Origin of the sequence: Caballeronia sp. INML3B, assembly GCF_023631305.1 — a bacterium.
GTDB lineage: Bacteria > Pseudomonadota > Gammaproteobacteria > Burkholderiales > Burkholderiaceae > Caballeronia > Caballeronia turbans.
This window is the reverse complement of record NZ_JALQDI010000057.1, coordinates 1-16,709: the sequence shown is the minus strand read 5'-3', so window position 1 is coordinate 16,709 and position 16,709 is coordinate 1. Positions and strand designations below refer to the sequence as shown.

The window sequence follows — 16,709 nt, the reverse complement described above, 5'->3', positions numbered from 1 at the left end:
CCGAAGAACATGTCAAAGCTCACCGTCAAGGCGCGCCTCGCGATCGTCACGAGCGCGGTCGCGGCCGTGCTCGTCACCGTCGGCGGCGTCGGATTATTCGGCGTCCAGCAAGGCAATGCCGCGCTGCGTCACGTCTACGAAGGCCGCGCGCAGGCGCTGCAAACCATCTCGACCATCGACGAGATCATCACGCAAAGCCAGTTCGCGATCAGCGACGCGGTGCTCGATCCATCGGCGCAGAAAACGCAAGCCGTGGTCGCGTCGACGCAGCAGCGCATTGCGAACGTCGATGCCCTGCTCGGCCGCTATCTGCGCTATCCGCTCGATGCAACCGAGGCGCCGCGCGCAAAACGGCTCGCCAGCGACTGGGCGACGTTGCGCGACAAGGGATTTCGTCCGACGACCGACCTGCTCGCCGCGAACAATTTGTCCGAAGCGCAGTGGATCGTGACGCAGCAGATCGAACCGCAGGCCGCGCGCGTCAAGAAGGAAAGCACCGAGCTGCGCGCGTTTCAGCTCACCGCCGCGCAGCAGGAATACGACGACGCGCAGCGCGTGAGTCGCCTCGTGCAGTGGACGGTCGGCGCGTGCATCGCTATTGGCGTGGCGCTCGTCGGCGGGCTGTGCCTTTCGATGGCGCGCACGCTCGTGCGTCAACTCGGCGGCGAGCCGGAGCTTGCGGCGAGCGTCGCCCGGCGGGTGTCGAAGGGCGATTTGCTGACGGACGTGCCCGTCGCGCCGGGCGACACGCAAAGCCTGATGCACGCGATGAGCCTGATGCGCAGCCAACTCGCGTCGATGGTCGGCGACATCAAGCGCTCGACGGACACCATCGGCATCGCAACTGCGGACATCACCGAGGGCAATCACGCGCTGTCGGCGCGCACGGAAGAGCATGCGGCGAGCTTGCAGCAGACGTCGGCGAGCATGGAGCAGATCGCGGCGACCGTGCGCACGAACGCCGAACACGCGAACCGCGCACGCGAACTCGCGAAGGAAGCGTCGGCGCGCGCAAAGGACGGCGAGCGCGCCGTCGCCGATGCAATCGCGCGCATGACCGATCTGTCCTCACGGTCGGCGCAAATCGGGCACATCACGAGCGTCATCGAATCCATTGCATTCCAGACCAATTTGCTCGCGCTGAATGCCGCAGTGGAAGCGGCGCGCGCCGGATCGCTGGGGCGCGGTTTCGCGGTCGTGGCGGAGGAAGTGCGTGCGCTCGCGCGGCGTTCGTCGACTGCGGCGAAGGAGATTTCGCAACTGACGCGGGAGGTAAACGCTCACGTCGAATCGAGCGGCGCGACGGTCATGCGCGCAGGCGCGACGCTCGCCGATTTGCTCGATTCCGTCGACGGCGTGTCCGCGCTGGTCGAAGCAATCGCCACGGCATCGCGCGAGCAAAGCAGCGGCATCGACGAAGTGAATGACGCGGTATCGCAGATGGATCGGCTGATGCAGAAGAACGCCGCGCTCGTGAACGAAGCGTCGACATCGGCGTTATCGCTCGATGCACAGGCGCGCGAGCTCAGGCAGACTGTGCGGGCGTTCCAGGTCTAGCGGATTTATTCGCGATCGACATGATTTTTTTAACCGGTTCAGAATGGGAGACGAAGAAGCGCGAATTTCGTTCGCCGGCTGAAATGCGTTACGCATCAGGAGGTTGATCCGGCGATGCTCAGGATATCCACATGCTTGTCCAGCCAAACTGTGGACAAGCGTTGGTCGTTTCCAGCCGAGGTAAATTCGCCGAACGTGCACGTCCTTCGATGCGATATCTGACGGTGGTGACGCTCATGGATACCCTCTTCTGCTCTCATTCCGCTCGTGCGTATTCGTTCCGCTCCGCTCGATCGCGGCGATTTCCTGCCATCGCCGCAATCGGCATGATCTGCGTCGCGGCTCACGCGCAAACGCAATGCCCGAGCTACGTCGAAACCGACGCCGGCAGCGCGTTCGACGTCGCCTCGATCATCCGGGACACGGGCTCGCCGCAATCCGCGCTGGACAAGGTGCGCAGCGCCGTCGCGCGAGTCAACGCGGGCGGCGGATGCTCGATCTTCCGCGACCGTCTCGCCTGCGAGGAAACGCTGTCACTCGCAAACAAGGCGATCGCCGCGCTCCAGGCGTGTGCCGCGTCGAAGCTGCCAAAGGGCACTGCGCGCGGTTGATTCTGTTCGGAAATAAAAAAGCGCGTACCGCCTGATTGGGCGGCACGCGCTATCGAGTTCATCCGAACGTAGTGCGGACGGCTCGGAAGATCAGCGATCCAGGAACGGACGCAGCTTGTCGGCGCGGCTCGGATGCATGAGCTTGCGCATCGCCTTGCTTTCGATCTGACGAATACGCTCGCGCGTCACGTCGAACTGCTTGCCCAGTTCTTCGAGCGTATAGTCCGAAGCCGTGTCGATGCCGAAGCGCATACGCAACACCTTTGCCTCGCGCGGCGACAGCGCGTTGAGCGCGTCGTCGATCGCAGCGCGCATGTTCGCGTGCACGGCAGCATCCGCCGGAGAAGCGGCGCCCTGGTCTTCGATCATGTCGCCCAGGGTCGCATCGGCATCTTCACCGACCGGCGTTTCCAGCGACACCGGCTGCTTCGCGATCTTGAGAATGCCGCGGATCTTCTCTTCCGGCATTTCCATACGCTCGGCGAGCACGGACGGATGCGCTTCCTGTCCCGTCTGTTGCAGGATTTCGCGCGAGATGCGGTTCAGCTTGTTGATCGTTTCGATCATGTGAACCGGCACGCGAATGGTGCGCGCCTGATCGGCGAGCGAACGCGTCACGGCCTGGCGAACCCACCACGTGGCGTACGTCGAAAACTTCCAGCCGCGGCGATATTCGAACTTGTCCACTGCCTTCATCAGACCGATGTTGCCCTCCTGGATCAGATCCAGGAACTGCATGCCGCGATTCACGTACTTCTTCGCGATCGAAATGACGAGACGCAAGTTCGCTTCGATCATCTCGCGCTTGGCTTGACGCATCTTGAGCTCGGCTGCCGTCATCTGACGGTTGATCTGCTTCAGCTGCTTGAGCGGCATCTCGACCGTGCCTTCGATGTCGATGAGCTTTTGCTGCTCGGCCTGAATCGCCGGCAAGCTGCGCTCGAGCGACGCGCCGTATTGCTTCGAGCCCGCGGCCGCGCGCGACGTCCATTCGAGATCGGTCTCGTGACCGACGAATGATTCGACAAACTTCTCGCGCGGCATGCCGCAACGATCCACCGCGATCTGCAGCACGCGACGTTCGATATCACGCACCTGCGCCACTTGCTGCTGAACATTGACACACAGGCGGTCGATGGTTTTCGCGGTAAAGCGGATCGAACCGAGCTCGCGCTGGATCTCGGCACGCGCTTTTTCTACAGCTTTCGCCGCGACCGCGCCCGAACCCTTAGGATTGCTCGCTTGTTCGGCCAACTCGCGCACGCGCGCAAAGATCTCGAGACAGTCGGCCTTCAGTTGCTTCAGGCGCGCTTCGTTCGATGCACCGGCATCGCCGCCGTCGAGATCGTCATCGTCCTCGTCGTCGCTGTCGGATTCGTCGGTATCCGTATCGATGTCCGTGGAGTCGTTCGTATCGGACGCCGAAATATCTTCGTCTGCCGTGTCCTCTTCCTTCAGGCCGTCGACGAGATCGTCGATCTTCAGCTCACCCGATTCGACTTGCGCCGCATCCGCGAGAATGGTCGCGACGGTCGACGGGCACGCCGCGATCGCCTGGATCATCTCGTGCAGGCCGTCTTCGATTCGCTTCGCGATGGCGATTTCGCCGGCACGCGTGAGCAGCTCGGTCGCGCCCATTTCGCGCATGTACATGCGAACCGGATCGGTCGTGCGGCCGAATTCGGAGTCGACCGTGGACAACGCGTTTTCCGCTTCTTCGTCCGATTGCTCGTCGGTGACCACGCTCGGGGCGCTATCGCTCAGAAGCAGCGTTTCGGCATCCGGCGCCTGTTCGTAGACCGCGACACCCATGTCGTGGAACGTGCTGACGATGGTTTCCATCGCAGCCGTCTCAGCGAAGTTGTCCGGCAGGTGGTCGTTGATCTCAGCGTGCGTGAGGTATCCGCGTTCCTTGCCCAACTGGATGAGCGCGCGCATCTGGCGCTGCCGCTCTTCATTTTGCTCAGCGGTCATCGCGACATCGGGCTGTATCGTGCCGGCCTGGCCCTTCCCTTTGTTCGCCCGCCGGCCGGGTGCCTTGCGCGCCGGCGCGACGATATCCAGCTCCGAATCTTCCCGATCAAAACTTGCCATACTTTCTCCTCGACAGGTTTGCTCGGCGACGACAGATCCCCGGGAGCGAGCGTAACGGCTCGCGATGATTTCGATGACAGCTTCGACCACGGACGGCTTGCTGAAAATCGCATCGAGCAAAGCACGCAAACCGCATCCAGACGCGGCACTTGCGTTTTCCAATCGCCCATTCAGGCGCAACCTTAGAGTATATCAGCATTTGCTGCGACGCAGCAGTTTATTTGAAAAAGTTTCGCTGCACGCTCGTTACGCGACATTCGTCTGACCTAAGGTCGGTTGACTCTGACCCCGCCAGATTGCTCATGACTCCAATACGGGCAGATTGCGAAACTTCGCCGATGATGCTACGCGCGATATCGTCTCTAAAAGCGAATCCAAAGGGAGCGAACTCGACCGGCTTTGACTCGACGGCTTCATCGGCTCCTTCGGTTTCGTAGATGGGGCGGCGGCGGCGCTCTTCAAGCGTAGAAACGCTTTGAGATCGTCGAGGTTGGCCTCGGATCGAGTGCTGCGTCCTGACCGATGTCCCGCGGAACGTTGAGCAAGTGCCGCTTCGGCGTCGCTTGGCGCATCAAGGTCGATGGGCACGATATGCCCTGCCTCGAACGCCGTGATGAAGTCATGCGCCCACGCGCCGGCATGCACGCGCGGCTGGGTCTCTTCTCGATGATGAATGATGACCGAGCGCGCGTCCGCGGAGATGCGATAGCGTCGCAGGCTGTCACGGCTTACAAAAGACTGGCCTGCGAGACCTGCAATGGCCGTGTCGACTTCTTCAGAGCGCGTGCGCCGGGCTTGCTCGTTGGCTTGTGCATTTCGCTGGCTCCGTGCGCGGTAGGCGAAATCCACCGGAGCACGCAGAAGGGTCCTTAGGTAGCTGATCGGATGCGTGGCGCGGCGCAGATGTTGCCAACTGGCTTCAACGACGTCGGACAGAAGCTTGCCGTGAATCTTTGCCTCGCGCATGAGTTTAAAAATCAGGAATTCACGAAATCCCAGCGCCAACAGGCGGTCGAGGTCCGCAGGAAGGCGTCCTGATTGTCTCTTTTGAGTAGTAGGGATTAGATCCTTATATATAGCACCGTCTGCCACGGTGACAGACGGTGGCCCGAAAGAAGAGGCGAGTGCGGTCTTGTCCGTCTGCTCCTTACTCGGGGCGGACGGATTCTCGGCTTCGATTGCTGGCTCCGCGAGGCCGAGCAAAGCGGCAGCTTTCGGCGTCAGATGAATGTAGGCGCGACCGAACAGGCCAGCCGCGCCGTATCGGGTCTGTGGCGGCCGAGTGATGAAGCCGGTGCTTTCGAGATCGTCCATGCTGCGATAAAACGTGCGCATGGATTGCTGAGCACGTCCCGTGAGCAGTTCGCGCCGGGCGAAAATGGGGGCGTAGGGGCGGGACGCATCGACTGTGCGGGCCAACGCCGCGAGCAAGGCACGCGCACGAGCGGGCAATGCTGCTGTATGGGTTGCCCGGTGCGCGGCGCGAAAGATCACCCAAGGGAGGTTGGATCGATCACAAGCGTATTCATCGAGAGCGAGTCGATCCGCTTCAGCAGGTGGCGATGTGAAGTTTTGAGGGCGAGAAACATCCTCGCCTGCAACGGAAAGTTGCGCGATATGCATGTCAAGTACGTCCATTTCGAAAAATGGAGGGCAAACGCTTGACTGCCGATCGCGTTCCGCTAAACTTCGAGGTGTGTACTCGTGACCCGATTGGCGTCGGGAAGCGGAACGGGCGATATGCAGTTAAGCCCGATATTCAAAAGCCTTCGGTTGGCGCCGAAGGCTTTTGTCTTTTTACTTCCTGTTCGTTACATAGCAGCCTCGTGGTTGCTGATACGTCAAGTCCTTGATTTCTAAGGAAGTTCTACTAGGCTCAATCAGTTCTGACTTCGTTTGATTCGCTAAGTCATTGATTTAAAGAGAAAACCTAGTAGAGCATCAGTCCTGCTCCGTCTCGCTCAACGTTCTGTTGATGAAATCGGCGATTCGTTGCCCCCACTGCTCAGCGTCGGTCGCGTCCTTCTCGAAGAAGCGAACGCCGACCACGCCGTTTCTCGTGGAAACCTCACAAACTTTCCTCCGGCCCGAGCGAACGACGGTTGCGCTTGGAGCGGCGACCCGCGGTTTTTCCGCAGCCAGCGCAACGGCTTTGTCCTGAGTGAAGTTCTCGTCGTCAATCAAGCGACGAATCGCTTCCACGACCTTTTCTGACTTGCCCGCCTCGGTCAGTGCTGCAAGTTTCTGCGCCGCATTGCTCCCCAACCGCTCGGGCTTCTCAGCGAGTGCCAGCTTGGCCGCTTCCGGCAGTGCATCGAACGAAAAGATTCGCGTGACGTGGCTCTTGCTCAATCCCGCGCTCTCTGAGATCTCGGTGCGTGACAAGCCACTCAGTTCCTGCAATCGCTTGAAATTCCAGTACTTCTCGAAGTCCGTCAGCGACGGCGACAGCAGATTCGAAAAGAACGCCGCAAATTCGATCTCGCCTTCCTCGATCGATGCGACATTCGCGCGGATCGTCGAGCGTCCGAGTTCTCTATATGCGGCGACGCGGTTATGGCCCGCGACGATTTCAAACCGACCTTCGGACAACGCGCGCACCAAGATTGGCGTGGCGAGCGGGTGCCGGGCGAGGTTGCCCTTCAATTCCTGAAACTGCTCAGCCGTCAGCTTGCGACGCCGCCCCTTCACCTCAACAAGCGCATCTAGCGGCACTTCGAGCGCGGCACCTTCCTCGAGTTGCGATTCGAGTTCTTTGATTCGTGCCTGCGCCGTATTGATGCGATGCTGCGCGTCCATCAATCGGCCAGGAGACGTACGCGCCTCTGTGTTGACCGGACGCGACTGCGCCGCGTCCGTCGGCTTGCTGCCGATATTCGCTGTCTTGGCGAGGAGTCTGTCCCCGATGCCCATTTAATCCTCCGTCTGATTCCACGCGCGTACGAACTGCGCGTCGAGATGCTCGGCGAGTCGGTCGAGCGGCTCTTTGAATCGGTTGTATGCGGCTGTGCTGCCGTCCGGTTTTGACAGATCGTAGACCGTCGACAATTGCGCCGAGGCGCCCTTCGGCACGGTCGATTCCGGAATCTCGAAGGGCAGCACGCGATCGCCGTAGGCCTTCTGCAGCCATCCCCGCACCACCCGCGAGACGTCGTCCGACTTTGCTTTGGTCATGATCACGTTGACGAAGTCGAACCGTTTCTGTTCGAGCACGCCCGGCAGCTTTTTCGCAATGTCGGCGAAGAGATGCCAGAACTGCGTCGAGCTGGCGAAGTCGAGCGCCTCGGGCGGGCAGGGCAGCAAGATCGCGTCGGATGCGAGCAACGCGTTGATGGTCAGATAGCTGAGCGCCGGAGGCGTGTCGATGACGATCGCGTCGTACTCGTTCGCGAGCGGCATCAGGCCCTTGCGGAGAATTTCCCAGAATTCGAACGTGCTGTCGTTCAGCACCTTGGCCGGAATCTCGAATTCGGCGTCGAACAGCGAGGACGAAGCCGGGATCAAATCCAGGTTGTGCCAGTACGTTTCCTGTACGGCATAGTGCAGCGTCTCCCGATCACCGTAGATGAGCGGAAGAAGGGTCTGATCGTCGGAGATTTCAGCGTCGGGCGCCCATCCGCACAACTGCGTCGTCGTCCCCTGCGGATCGCAGTCGATGACGAGCACCCTGCGCCCGAGCAACGTGAGGGCTTGCGCGGCGGAGACCGCGGTCGTCGTCTTGGCGACCCCGCCTTTGAAGTTTGCGACGGTTACGATTCGCCCGCGCTTGTGCTCGGGCCGCCGCGTGCGTTCCTTTGTCGCCCGGATCCAGGTCAGGGCTTCTTCGAGCGAGAATTCCTTGCTGCGACCCGCGCCTTTGGACGTCCCTGCGGGCAGATCGCCCTTGGTGGTCAAATACTGGAACCGCTGCTTGTCGACGCCGCACAGAGATGCGACTTGCGCGCTCGTGAATGTCGGCGCGCTTTTGCGCGGGTACGGCTCCAACATCGCATCGCGGATTTGATTGAGGATGTCAGTGGCTTGGGCCGCCACTCCCAAGAGCGTTTCGATCGAAACGGATTGATCGACTTCGGGAAGCCGAGCGCTTAGCATGGAGTTCGCAGTCACTGGCGGGCCTGAGTAAGCAAATAATTCTTCAGTTGGTGGAAAACAAGCTGCAAACCGAAGAATAAACGGCGAACCGGTAAACCTCAAGTAAACTCTGAAGTACTTGAGCGACCGCACCGGGCATTTTTACAACGCTGCCCGCCCGTGTAAACGCGAAATTAGGATGGCTCTGAAGATCTTGGGACGATCGAAGCGCTGCGGATCAGCTTTTCGACGCCGACAAACCGGCCGATATTTTCGTTTCTGAGATAAAGCGAGGTGGTAGAGAGGTCGGCGTGGCCGAGCCCGGCGCTGATTTCGCCTAACTCCGCGCCATGACCGAGCGCATGCGTCGAGTGCGTGTGACGCAACCAGTGCGTGCTGGCGCGCTTCAAGTGCCGGCCACTGCCGGGCGCGTGCGATTCCATGAACGCAGCGGCGTTCGAAAAGATGCTTTTGAATATCTTCCCGATGCCATCGGGGGTGAGCGGTTGTCCGCCACGCGCCTGAGCGATGATCGGCGTCCCCTCGGCGCAATCCAGCGGATCCAGCGGATCCTGCAAGCCGCGCATGGCGAGATTTTCCCTCAATATCTCGACGACGATGGGCGGCAAAAGTACGGTGCGCGGCGCGCCGCGGCCCGGATCGACGGACAGACGCCAGACCGCGCCTGCAACGCCTGCCAGGCGTCCGACGCTGAGCGCGTCGGTGGTTGCGGCTGCAAGTTCGGCGCGACGCAGTCCGGTCGCGTAGGCGAGGAGCAGCGCCAATCTGTCGCGATGCTCCGAAAAAGAATATTCGTCGCGCTCGACCGACTGCAGCACGCATTTCCACTGCGCCACATCGAGCGAACGCGTGGCAGATTCGAACACGGGCGGCGTCGCGACACGCGCAAATCCCGCGAATGGATTGACCGCCAGATAACCTTCGCCGACGAGCCATTCGCACATCGCGTTCACGATCGAACGAGCCGTCTCCCGGCTGCGGTCGGACAGCGGACCAGCGAACGGCCGCCAACCGGCGAAGCATCGTTCGCCTCGGTGCGCGGCGACCCAGCGGGCCGCCGGTTGCGGATCAGCCAGAAACGCGTTGATGTATTCGGCGCAGTCGCCGCTGTCGAGCGACGACAGCGGCTTGCCCTTTTCCACCAGAGCCCACAGCAGCAAGCGCTCCGCTTCCCGCCGATAAGCACGCCGCGTGTGCGCGCTGCCCGATCGGGCGTCGAGCCAGGCGAAAATCGCGCGGAGATCGGTGCCGAATGGCGCGCCGGGGCCTGCCCGATTCGAACCTTTCGACCCGTCGAGCGCCGCCGGAACGCGCAGCGCCTCGATCGGCGCAACTACGATTTCGCCGTGTTCGCCGGTCTGCGGAGGATGCGCCGGAACAGCGCCGGTCGCTTGCCATTGCCGGCGCGGCACGAGCGCAACCGGCGAAAGCGTGTGCCGAAGCGCCTGACCGTGAAGCTGGAGCCAGTCGACCACGCGTTGTGCGCCCTTCGGGCCAAGCCGCGGCACGGCCGTGTACCAGCGATGCCGTCGCCGTTCGATCAGTTCGATGACATCGGCGATTGTGATGAGCCCTGCGGCCGTGAGCCGCGCGGTGATTGCGGGCTCGAACCAGCCTTCGACGGGATGATCCGGACGCGGATCCTGCGCCAGGGACGCCTCCATGCGCGCGAGCGCATCTGCCTGCCGGCGCCGCAGCCGCGCATTACGCGCGGCCCGCCGGTCCAGGGCAGGGGAGGCGTCCGGCGGATAGGCTTCCTCGTAGAGCGCCAGCAACTCCGACTCGCTGTAGACGCCATCCGGGTCGGTCCTTTCGCGGAAGTCCTCCAGCGCGGGGGCGGCAGCGGCGGGCTCGGGCTCGAACAACGGAATGCTGCCCGGACGAAGCCGCAGCAAATGCGCGGCTTCCGTGTCGCGCGCGCGACGGGCAAGGACCGAGAGCGTGTCGCGCAGGGCGTCGATCAGGCGTCGCGTCGTGCGGACGTCAGTACTGGCATCGCCATACGATGCGTGCAACTGCGCCTCCGACACGCCGTCGAGATAACCACGATAAAGCGCGAAGTGCTGGCGTGTGAGCCGGTTCGGTGCGCGCAGGCGCACGCTACCGGCCGTGGAATCCATCGCGTTGCGCGCCAGGCGTTTCCCGGAGCGTGCTGTTTCGCTCGCCATTTATGCTTTCTTTTCAGTGAGTTGGCGCGAGGTTATCAACCGTCTTCGAATTTGACAAGGGAAATCGCTACATCTGATAAGTCGAATTATCAGCATCAAAATGCTTTCACCGAACGACCGGATGTGCCACCAGACGCGCGTGCTTGAATGTTCATCGGGCGCGGCGCATATTTTCAGGACATCCAAAGCGGGTATCCGCGGGAGAGACGAGCCGATGCTTGATCCTGTACGCCCCACCTCTAAACCGCCCGAGCAGGACGACGCGTTCCGCCCGAGCCTGCCGGAGGTGTACGCGTCAGTTCATGTGCCGGTCGGCGGAAGATGGATCCGCCGCTTCCTCGCCTTCGCCGGCCCGGGGTACATGATTTCCGTCGGGTACATGGACCCGGGCAACTGGGCGACCGACATCACCGGTGGCTCGCGCTTCGGCTACACGCTCCTCACCGTCATTCTGCTGTCGAACCTGATGGCCATTCTGCTGCAGGCGCTCGCGGTCCGACTGGGTATTGCGACCGGACGCGATCTCGCGCAAGCGTGCCGCGATCACTATTCGAAGCCGGTGAATGTCACGCTGTGGCTCGCGTGCGAAGCGGCGATCGTCGCATGCGATCTGGCCGAGGTGATCGGCACCGCCATCGCGCTACAACTGCTCTTCGGTATCCCGCTGATCGCGGGCGCGCTCCTGACCGCGCTCGACGCCTTTCTTCTCTTGCTGCTGATCAACAAAGGCTTTCGCCTGCTGGAAGCGTTCGTCATTGCGCTGCTCGTCGTGATCGCGAGCTGCTTCGCGTTGCAGATCGCCGCCGCCGCGCCGCCGTTCGCCGATGTCCTGCGCGGTTTCATCCCTTCGCCGCGTATCGTCGCCGATCGCGAAATGCTTTATGTGGCGATCGGCATACTCGGCGCGACGGTCATGCCCCACAACCTGTACCTGCATTCGTCGATCGTGCAGACGCGCGCGTACGGCAAATCGGTCCCGGCCCGGCGCGCCGCAATTCGTTGGGCGACCATCGACAGCACCATCGCGCTGACGCTCGCACTTTTCATCAACGCTGCGATCCTGATCGTCGCCGCCGCCGTGTTCCATGCGAGCGGTCACGACGAGGTCGCGGAAATCGGCGACGCGTTCCGCTTGCTGTCGCCGCTCTTGGGCATGAGCATCGCATCGACGCTCTTCGCGGTCGCGTTGCTCGCATCGGGACTCAACTCGACCGTCACCGCGACGCTCGCCGGCCAGATCGTGATGGAAGGCTTTTTGCGCTTGCGCATCCCGAACTGGGCGCGGCGTCTCATCACGCGCGGCATCGCCATCGTTCCCGTGATCGTCGTCACGGCGATCTATGGCGAAAAGGGCACGGGCCAGTTGCTGGTGCTGAGCCAGGTGATTCTGTCGATGCAACTGCCGTTCGCCGTGATCCCGCTGGTGCGCTTCGTGTCCGACCGCCGCAAGATGGGCGTCTTCGCCGTGTCGCGCTGGACGAGTGGGCTGGCGTGGCTGGTCGCGGGCGTGATCGTCGTGCTCAACATCAAGCTGCTCGCCGACACGCTGCTGTCGTAACCGCGCTTCGCGCGCAAAAAAATACTGCTACATATAAGGAGACACGGACAATGAGCGGCGCGTTCATCGACATCACCCTTCGCGACGGCACGGTCATTCCCGCCTACGTGACGCAGCCCGCGAAGGGTTCGGGGCCGGGCATCGTGCTGCTTCACGACGCGGACGGCCTCGACGATTTCGTCAGGCACACGGCCGATCTATACGCGGAAGAAGGTTACGTCGTGCTCGCGCCGCAACTTCCCGAGCACGATCCGAGGCCCGGCGGCATCGCGGCGGAAAACTTCGCGGCGCTAGTCGATGGCCTTCGTGCGTTGCCGCAGCATGCGGGCAAGGTCGGCGTGGTCGGTTTCGGACGCGGCGGGCGGTTCGCGACGCGCATCGCCGCGCAGGCCGACGTCGATTGCGCCGCCTGCTACTACGCCGACGATTTCGCCGCCTGCCTCGCCGATGTCCCGACGATCCGCTGCCCGATGGTCTTCCACTTTCCCGAACACGGCACGCACGATCCGCGCGAAGTCGAGGCGGCGCTCGCGGGCAAGCCGCACATCGAGCGATACGCCTATCCGGGCGCGTCGGCGGGCTTCATCGTTCCCGGCAACCGGCATTACGACAAGCCTGCCGCGCTGATGGCTTACTCGCGCACGCTCTCGATGCTGCGCAAGGCGCTCGGCCCGTTCTTCGATCTGAATCACTTGTGGGAACAGCACTGCTACTTCGAATTCGGCACGCGCGACGTCGACGCCGTCATGCCGACGATGGTCGCGCAACCCTACGTGAACCATGTGCCGACGATGACGGGCGGCGTTGGTCACGATCAGTTGAAGCGCTTCTACAAGTATCACTTCGTCGATTCGAACCCGGCGGATACGAAGCTGATTCCGGTGTCGCGCACGATCGGCGCGGATCGCGTCGTCGACGAGTTCGTGTTTTGCGCGACCCACGACCGCGAAATCGACTGGCTGCTGCCCGGGCTCGCGCCGACGGGACAGTACTTCGAAGTGCCGATGCTCGCCGTGATCCGCTTTCGCGGCGATAAGCTCTACAACGAGCATATCTACTGGGATCAGGCGTCGGTCCTGGTGCAGATCGGCGTGCTCGATCCGGACGGACTGCCCATCGTGGGACGGCAGGCCGCGAAGAAGCTCATCGACGAAACCCTGGCGAGCAACGAGTTGATGCCGAACTGGTCATCGAGCGAAGGCAAGCCCATCTGAAGCTGCTCGCGCTGGAAGCGCGGGCGACCGTTGCATTACCATGGCCACACTAAAAGAACCTCTGGAGACGAGCATGACCGATGTGGCAAGCGGGCAGGCCGCGCCGCAATGTCCCTTTCATGACGAATCGCGCGCGCCGAACGGCTGCCCCGTGAGCGCGCGCGCGGCCGAGTTCGATCCCTTCGGCGACGGATATCAGCAAGACCCGCCCGAATACGTGCGCTGGGCACGCGAACAGGAGCCGGTGTTCTTCAGCCCGAAGCTCGGCTACTGGGTCGTCACGCGCTATGACGACATCAAGGCGATCTTTCGCGACAACCTCACGTTCAGTCCGTCGATCGCGCTGGAGAAGATCACGCCGACCGGCCCCGAAGCGAACGCGGTCCTCGCGTCGTACGGCTTCGCGCTCAACCGGACGCTCGTCAACGAAGACGAGCCCGCGCACATGCCGCGCCGTCGTGCATTGATGGACCCGTTCACGCCCGAAGCGCTTGCGCATCATGAACCGATGGTGCGCGCGCTCGCACGCGAATACGTCGACCGCTTCATCGACGACGGACGCGCCGATCTCGTCGACCAGATGTTGTGGGAAGTGCCGCTCACCGTCGCGCTGCATTTTCTCGGCGTGCCCGAGGAGGACATGGACACGCTGCGCCGCTACTCGATCGCGCACACGGTCAACACCTGGGGACGGCCGAAGCCCGAAGAGCAGGTCGAGGTCGCGCACGCCGTCGGCAAGTTCTGGCAATACGCGGGCAAGGTGCTCGACAAGATGCGCGAAGACCCGTCCGGTCCTGGCTGGATGCAATATGGCATTCGCAAGCAAAAGGAACTGCCCGATGTCGTGACCGACTCGTATCTGCATTCGATGATGATGGCGGGCATCGTCGCCGCGCACGAGACGACGGCGAACGCCACCGCGAATGCGTTGAAGCTCCTGCTGCAACATCCGCGGGCATGGCGCGACATCTGCGAAGACCCGAGCCTGATTCCGAACGCGGTCGAAGAGTGCCTGCGCCATAACGGCTCGGTCGCGGCGTGGCGGCGGCTCGCGACGAAAGACGTGAAGATCGGCGGCATCGACATTCCGGCGGGCTCGAAGCTTTTGATCGTCACGTCGTCGGCGAATCACGATCAACATCAGTTCGCCGATGCCGATCTCTTCGACATCCGCCGCGAAAACGCCAGCGATCAGTTGACCTTCGGCTACGGCGCGCATCAGTGCATGGGCAAGAACCTCGCGCGCATGGAGATGCAGATTTTCCTCGACGAGCTCACGCGCCGCCTGCCGCACATGCGGCTCGCCGAGCAGCGCTTTACGTATGTGCCGAACACATCGTTTCGCGGGCCGGAGCATCTTTACGTCGAATGGGATCCGGCGATGAATCCCGAGCGCGCGGATCCGGCCGTGCGCGAGCCGCGCGCGGTCGTGCGAATCGGCGAGCCGTCGTCGCATGCGCTGAGCCGCACCGTGATCGTCGATTCAGTTCAGGCGTGCGCGGATCGAATCGTGCGCGTGCGGCTCGTATCGGCGGACGGGCGCGCTCTGCCGCGCTGGACGGCGGGCTCGCATATCGACGTCGTTTGCGGCGAGAGCGGACTGTCGCGCCAGTATTCGCTGTGCGGGGATCCCGACGATGCCGGCGCATTCGAAATCGCCGTGTTGCGCGAGACGGAAAGCCGCGGCGGCTCGGCGTGGGTTCACGACAACGTGAAGTGCGGCGCGCAATGGCGCATCCGCGGGCCGCGCAATCATTTCCGTCTCGACGAGCGCGCGAAAAAGCTCGTGCTGATCGCGGGCGGCATCGGCATCACGCCGATCAGCGCGATGGCGCGGCGCGCACGCATGCTTGGCCTCGACTACGAGGTGCATTACAGCGGACGCTCGCGCACATCGATGGCGTTGCTCGACGAGATGCGCGCGCTGCACGGCGAACGACTTCACGAGTACGTCTCGGAAGAAGGCACGCGCAACGATTTTGCGTCGCTCGCGGTGGACGAGGGCACGCGCGTCTACGCATGCGGCCCGGCGCGCATGCTCGATGCGCTCGGCGAAGCGAGCGCGTCCTGGCCCGAAGACGCGCTCAGAATCGAGCATTTCGAATCGAAGCTGGGCACGCTCGATCCCCGGAACGAGTGCGCGTTCGAGGTCGAATTGAAGGATTCGGGTCTCGTGCTGACCGTGCCGGCCGATCAGACGCTGCTCACCACGCTCAGACGCGCGAATGTCGATGTGCAGAGCGATTGCGAAGAAGGTTTGTGCGGATCGTGTGAAGTGCGCGTGCTCGGTGGCGAAATAGATCACCGCGACGTGGTGCTGACGAAAGGCGAAAGGCAATCGAACGATCGGATGATGGCGTGCTGCTCGCGCGCGAAGAGCGGAAAGCTCGTTTTAGCGCTTTGACCGTTGCGGGACTTCGGGCGGATTTGGCTGTCTGCTCGAAGTCAGTGAGTTCGCTGCCAAGTGGCATTATGTCGCGGAATTTCGCAATCAATTAACTGCCCATATTTTCATCACGCGGTCATATATCAGCGTTAGATGAAGGTGTTTGTTCCTGATAAAGATGGATTGGTTATACGCAGTGGTTAATTCGCATATAAAGAATAACGGTTGCATCAGTACGCTCAGGTCCAGGACAAAGCCACTTGCAAGGGCGATATGCTGGGACACCGGCCGCACGGAGGTTTGAAGCATTTAAGCGCATACGCGAAATGATCATATGACCTGCGCAATTTTCGTCGTCATATATGATGATTAATGAGCGTGCGTTCGACCGTTGCGACAACTCACCGCAGATCGCGCGCGGGTCTTTTTACCTGATTCAGGGTTTTCACCTACTAATATGAAATTTTTTACGCATATTTTGCGTTTAGAATTGTTACTAATTTGGTGCGTCGCACAAGCGCCCAAGACCGAATAACTTCCATATGCCCTGCCGCACGACTGCGCAGAACTTTGCGCCGGTGAATCACGTTTGCGCGATTTACTGCGGCATGGCGAAAGAGAAGGCCGGTGCTTAACCTGAGAGATTTTATTAAAGGCCCATTTAAATGGGACCAGCAATTGGCTGCACGTTTGCCGCGTCCCGTTCGGGATTTTTTCTGCGGAGCAAACCTCGTCTTACGGACGAGGTCATCCCGTAGGCGGCGCGACGCCTCTAAAGTCGCTCGTTCATGCATCGGTCGGTCGGACATGGCTCCGCACGCGACGCTGCGCATCAATCTGCCCGGGTTCGATCGAACTCAGCCGTCCATTTGTACTGACGCGTTTCCGCGTCGCGTGAATGTCATCGCGCACGGGAATTTCGCCCAGGTTTTCGCTGTTTGACGAGGATAGAAAATGACTGACGTAGTGATCGTATCGGCCGCGCGTACGGCGGTAGGCAAGTTCGGCGGCTCGCTCGCGAAGATCGCG

At 61.9% G+C, this 16,709-nt stretch carries 11 protein-coding genes; 5 read left to right on the top strand and 6 right to left on the bottom strand.

Translation table 11 applies throughout. The features are described 5' to 3' along the window. Positions 1-9 precede the first annotated feature (9 nt). Both NCS58_RS25105 and NCS58_RS25100 read left to right on the top strand, forming a co-directional pair. Positions 10-1,557, top strand: coding sequence for a methyl-accepting chemotaxis protein (locus NCS58_RS25105; RefSeq protein WP_061116138.1), 1,548 nt, complete (start codon positions 10-12; stop codon positions 1,555-1,557). A gap of 236 nt (positions 1,558-1,793) precedes the next feature. Further along, positions 1,794-2,168: a hypothetical protein gene (locus tag NCS58_RS25100; protein ID WP_061116491.1), complete on the top strand. Its 375-nt coding sequence runs from the start codon at positions 1,794-1,796 to the stop codon at positions 2,166-2,168. Between the two features lie 90 nt (positions 2,169-2,258). Here NCS58_RS25100 and rpoD read toward each other — a convergent pair whose 3' ends face one another. From rpoD to NCS58_RS25075, 5 genes are all read right to left on the bottom strand, one after another. Next, on the bottom strand, positions 2,259-4,262 hold the full coding sequence (gene rpoD / locus NCS58_RS25095) for an RNA polymerase sigma factor RpoD (protein WP_061116137.1): 2,004 nt from the start codon (positions 4,260-4,262) through the stop codon (positions 2,259-2,261). Positions 4,263-4,562: 300 nt separating this feature from the next. Next, complete coding sequence (locus NCS58_RS25090; protein ID WP_250477761.1) at positions 4,563-5,885, bottom strand: replication protein O; 1,323 nt, start codon at positions 5,883-5,885, stop codon at positions 4,563-4,565. A 318-nt stretch (positions 5,886-6,203) separates the two neighbouring features. Beyond that, a complete protein-coding gene (locus tag NCS58_RS25085; protein ID WP_061116135.1) occupies positions 6,204-7,175 on the bottom strand; it encodes a ParB/RepB/Spo0J family partition protein in 972 nt (323 codons plus the stop codon). Continuing rightward, positions 7,176-8,354 carry a ParA family protein gene (locus NCS58_RS25080; protein WP_061116134.1) on the bottom strand — a complete coding sequence of 393 codons (1,179 nt, stop codon included), beginning with the start codon at positions 8,352-8,354 and terminating at the stop codon, positions 7,176-7,178. A 173-nt stretch (positions 8,355-8,527) separates the two neighbouring features. Then, a complete protein-coding gene (locus NCS58_RS25075) occupies positions 8,528-10,522 on the bottom strand; it encodes a phage integrase family protein (RefSeq protein WP_250477759.1) in 1,995 nt (664 codons plus the stop codon). 214 nt (positions 10,523-10,736) lie between these two features. Here NCS58_RS25075 and NCS58_RS25070 point away from each other — a divergent pair, with 214 nt between their 5' ends. From NCS58_RS25070 to NCS58_RS25060, 3 genes are all read left to right on the top strand, one after another. Beyond that, complete coding sequence (locus tag NCS58_RS25070; RefSeq protein WP_061116133.1) at positions 10,737-12,080, top strand: Nramp family divalent metal transporter; 1,344 nt, start codon at positions 10,737-10,739, stop codon at positions 12,078-12,080. 50 nt (positions 12,081-12,130) lie between these two features. Then, a complete protein-coding gene (locus tag NCS58_RS25065; protein WP_061116132.1) occupies positions 12,131-13,294 on the top strand; it encodes a dienelactone hydrolase family protein in 1,164 nt (387 codons plus the stop codon). 73 nt (positions 13,295-13,367) lie between these two features. Further along, positions 13,368-15,698, top strand: coding sequence for a cytochrome P450/oxidoreductase (locus NCS58_RS25060; RefSeq protein WP_061116131.1), 2,331 nt, complete (start codon positions 13,368-13,370; stop codon positions 15,696-15,698). A 768-nt stretch (positions 15,699-16,466) separates the two neighbouring features. On the opposite strand, the gene NCS58_RS25055 is transcribed toward NCS58_RS25060, so the two are convergent. Beyond that, a partial coding sequence (locus NCS58_RS25055) for a hypothetical protein (RefSeq protein WP_250477758.1) occupies positions 16,467-16,709 on the bottom strand: 243 nt, incomplete at its 5' end.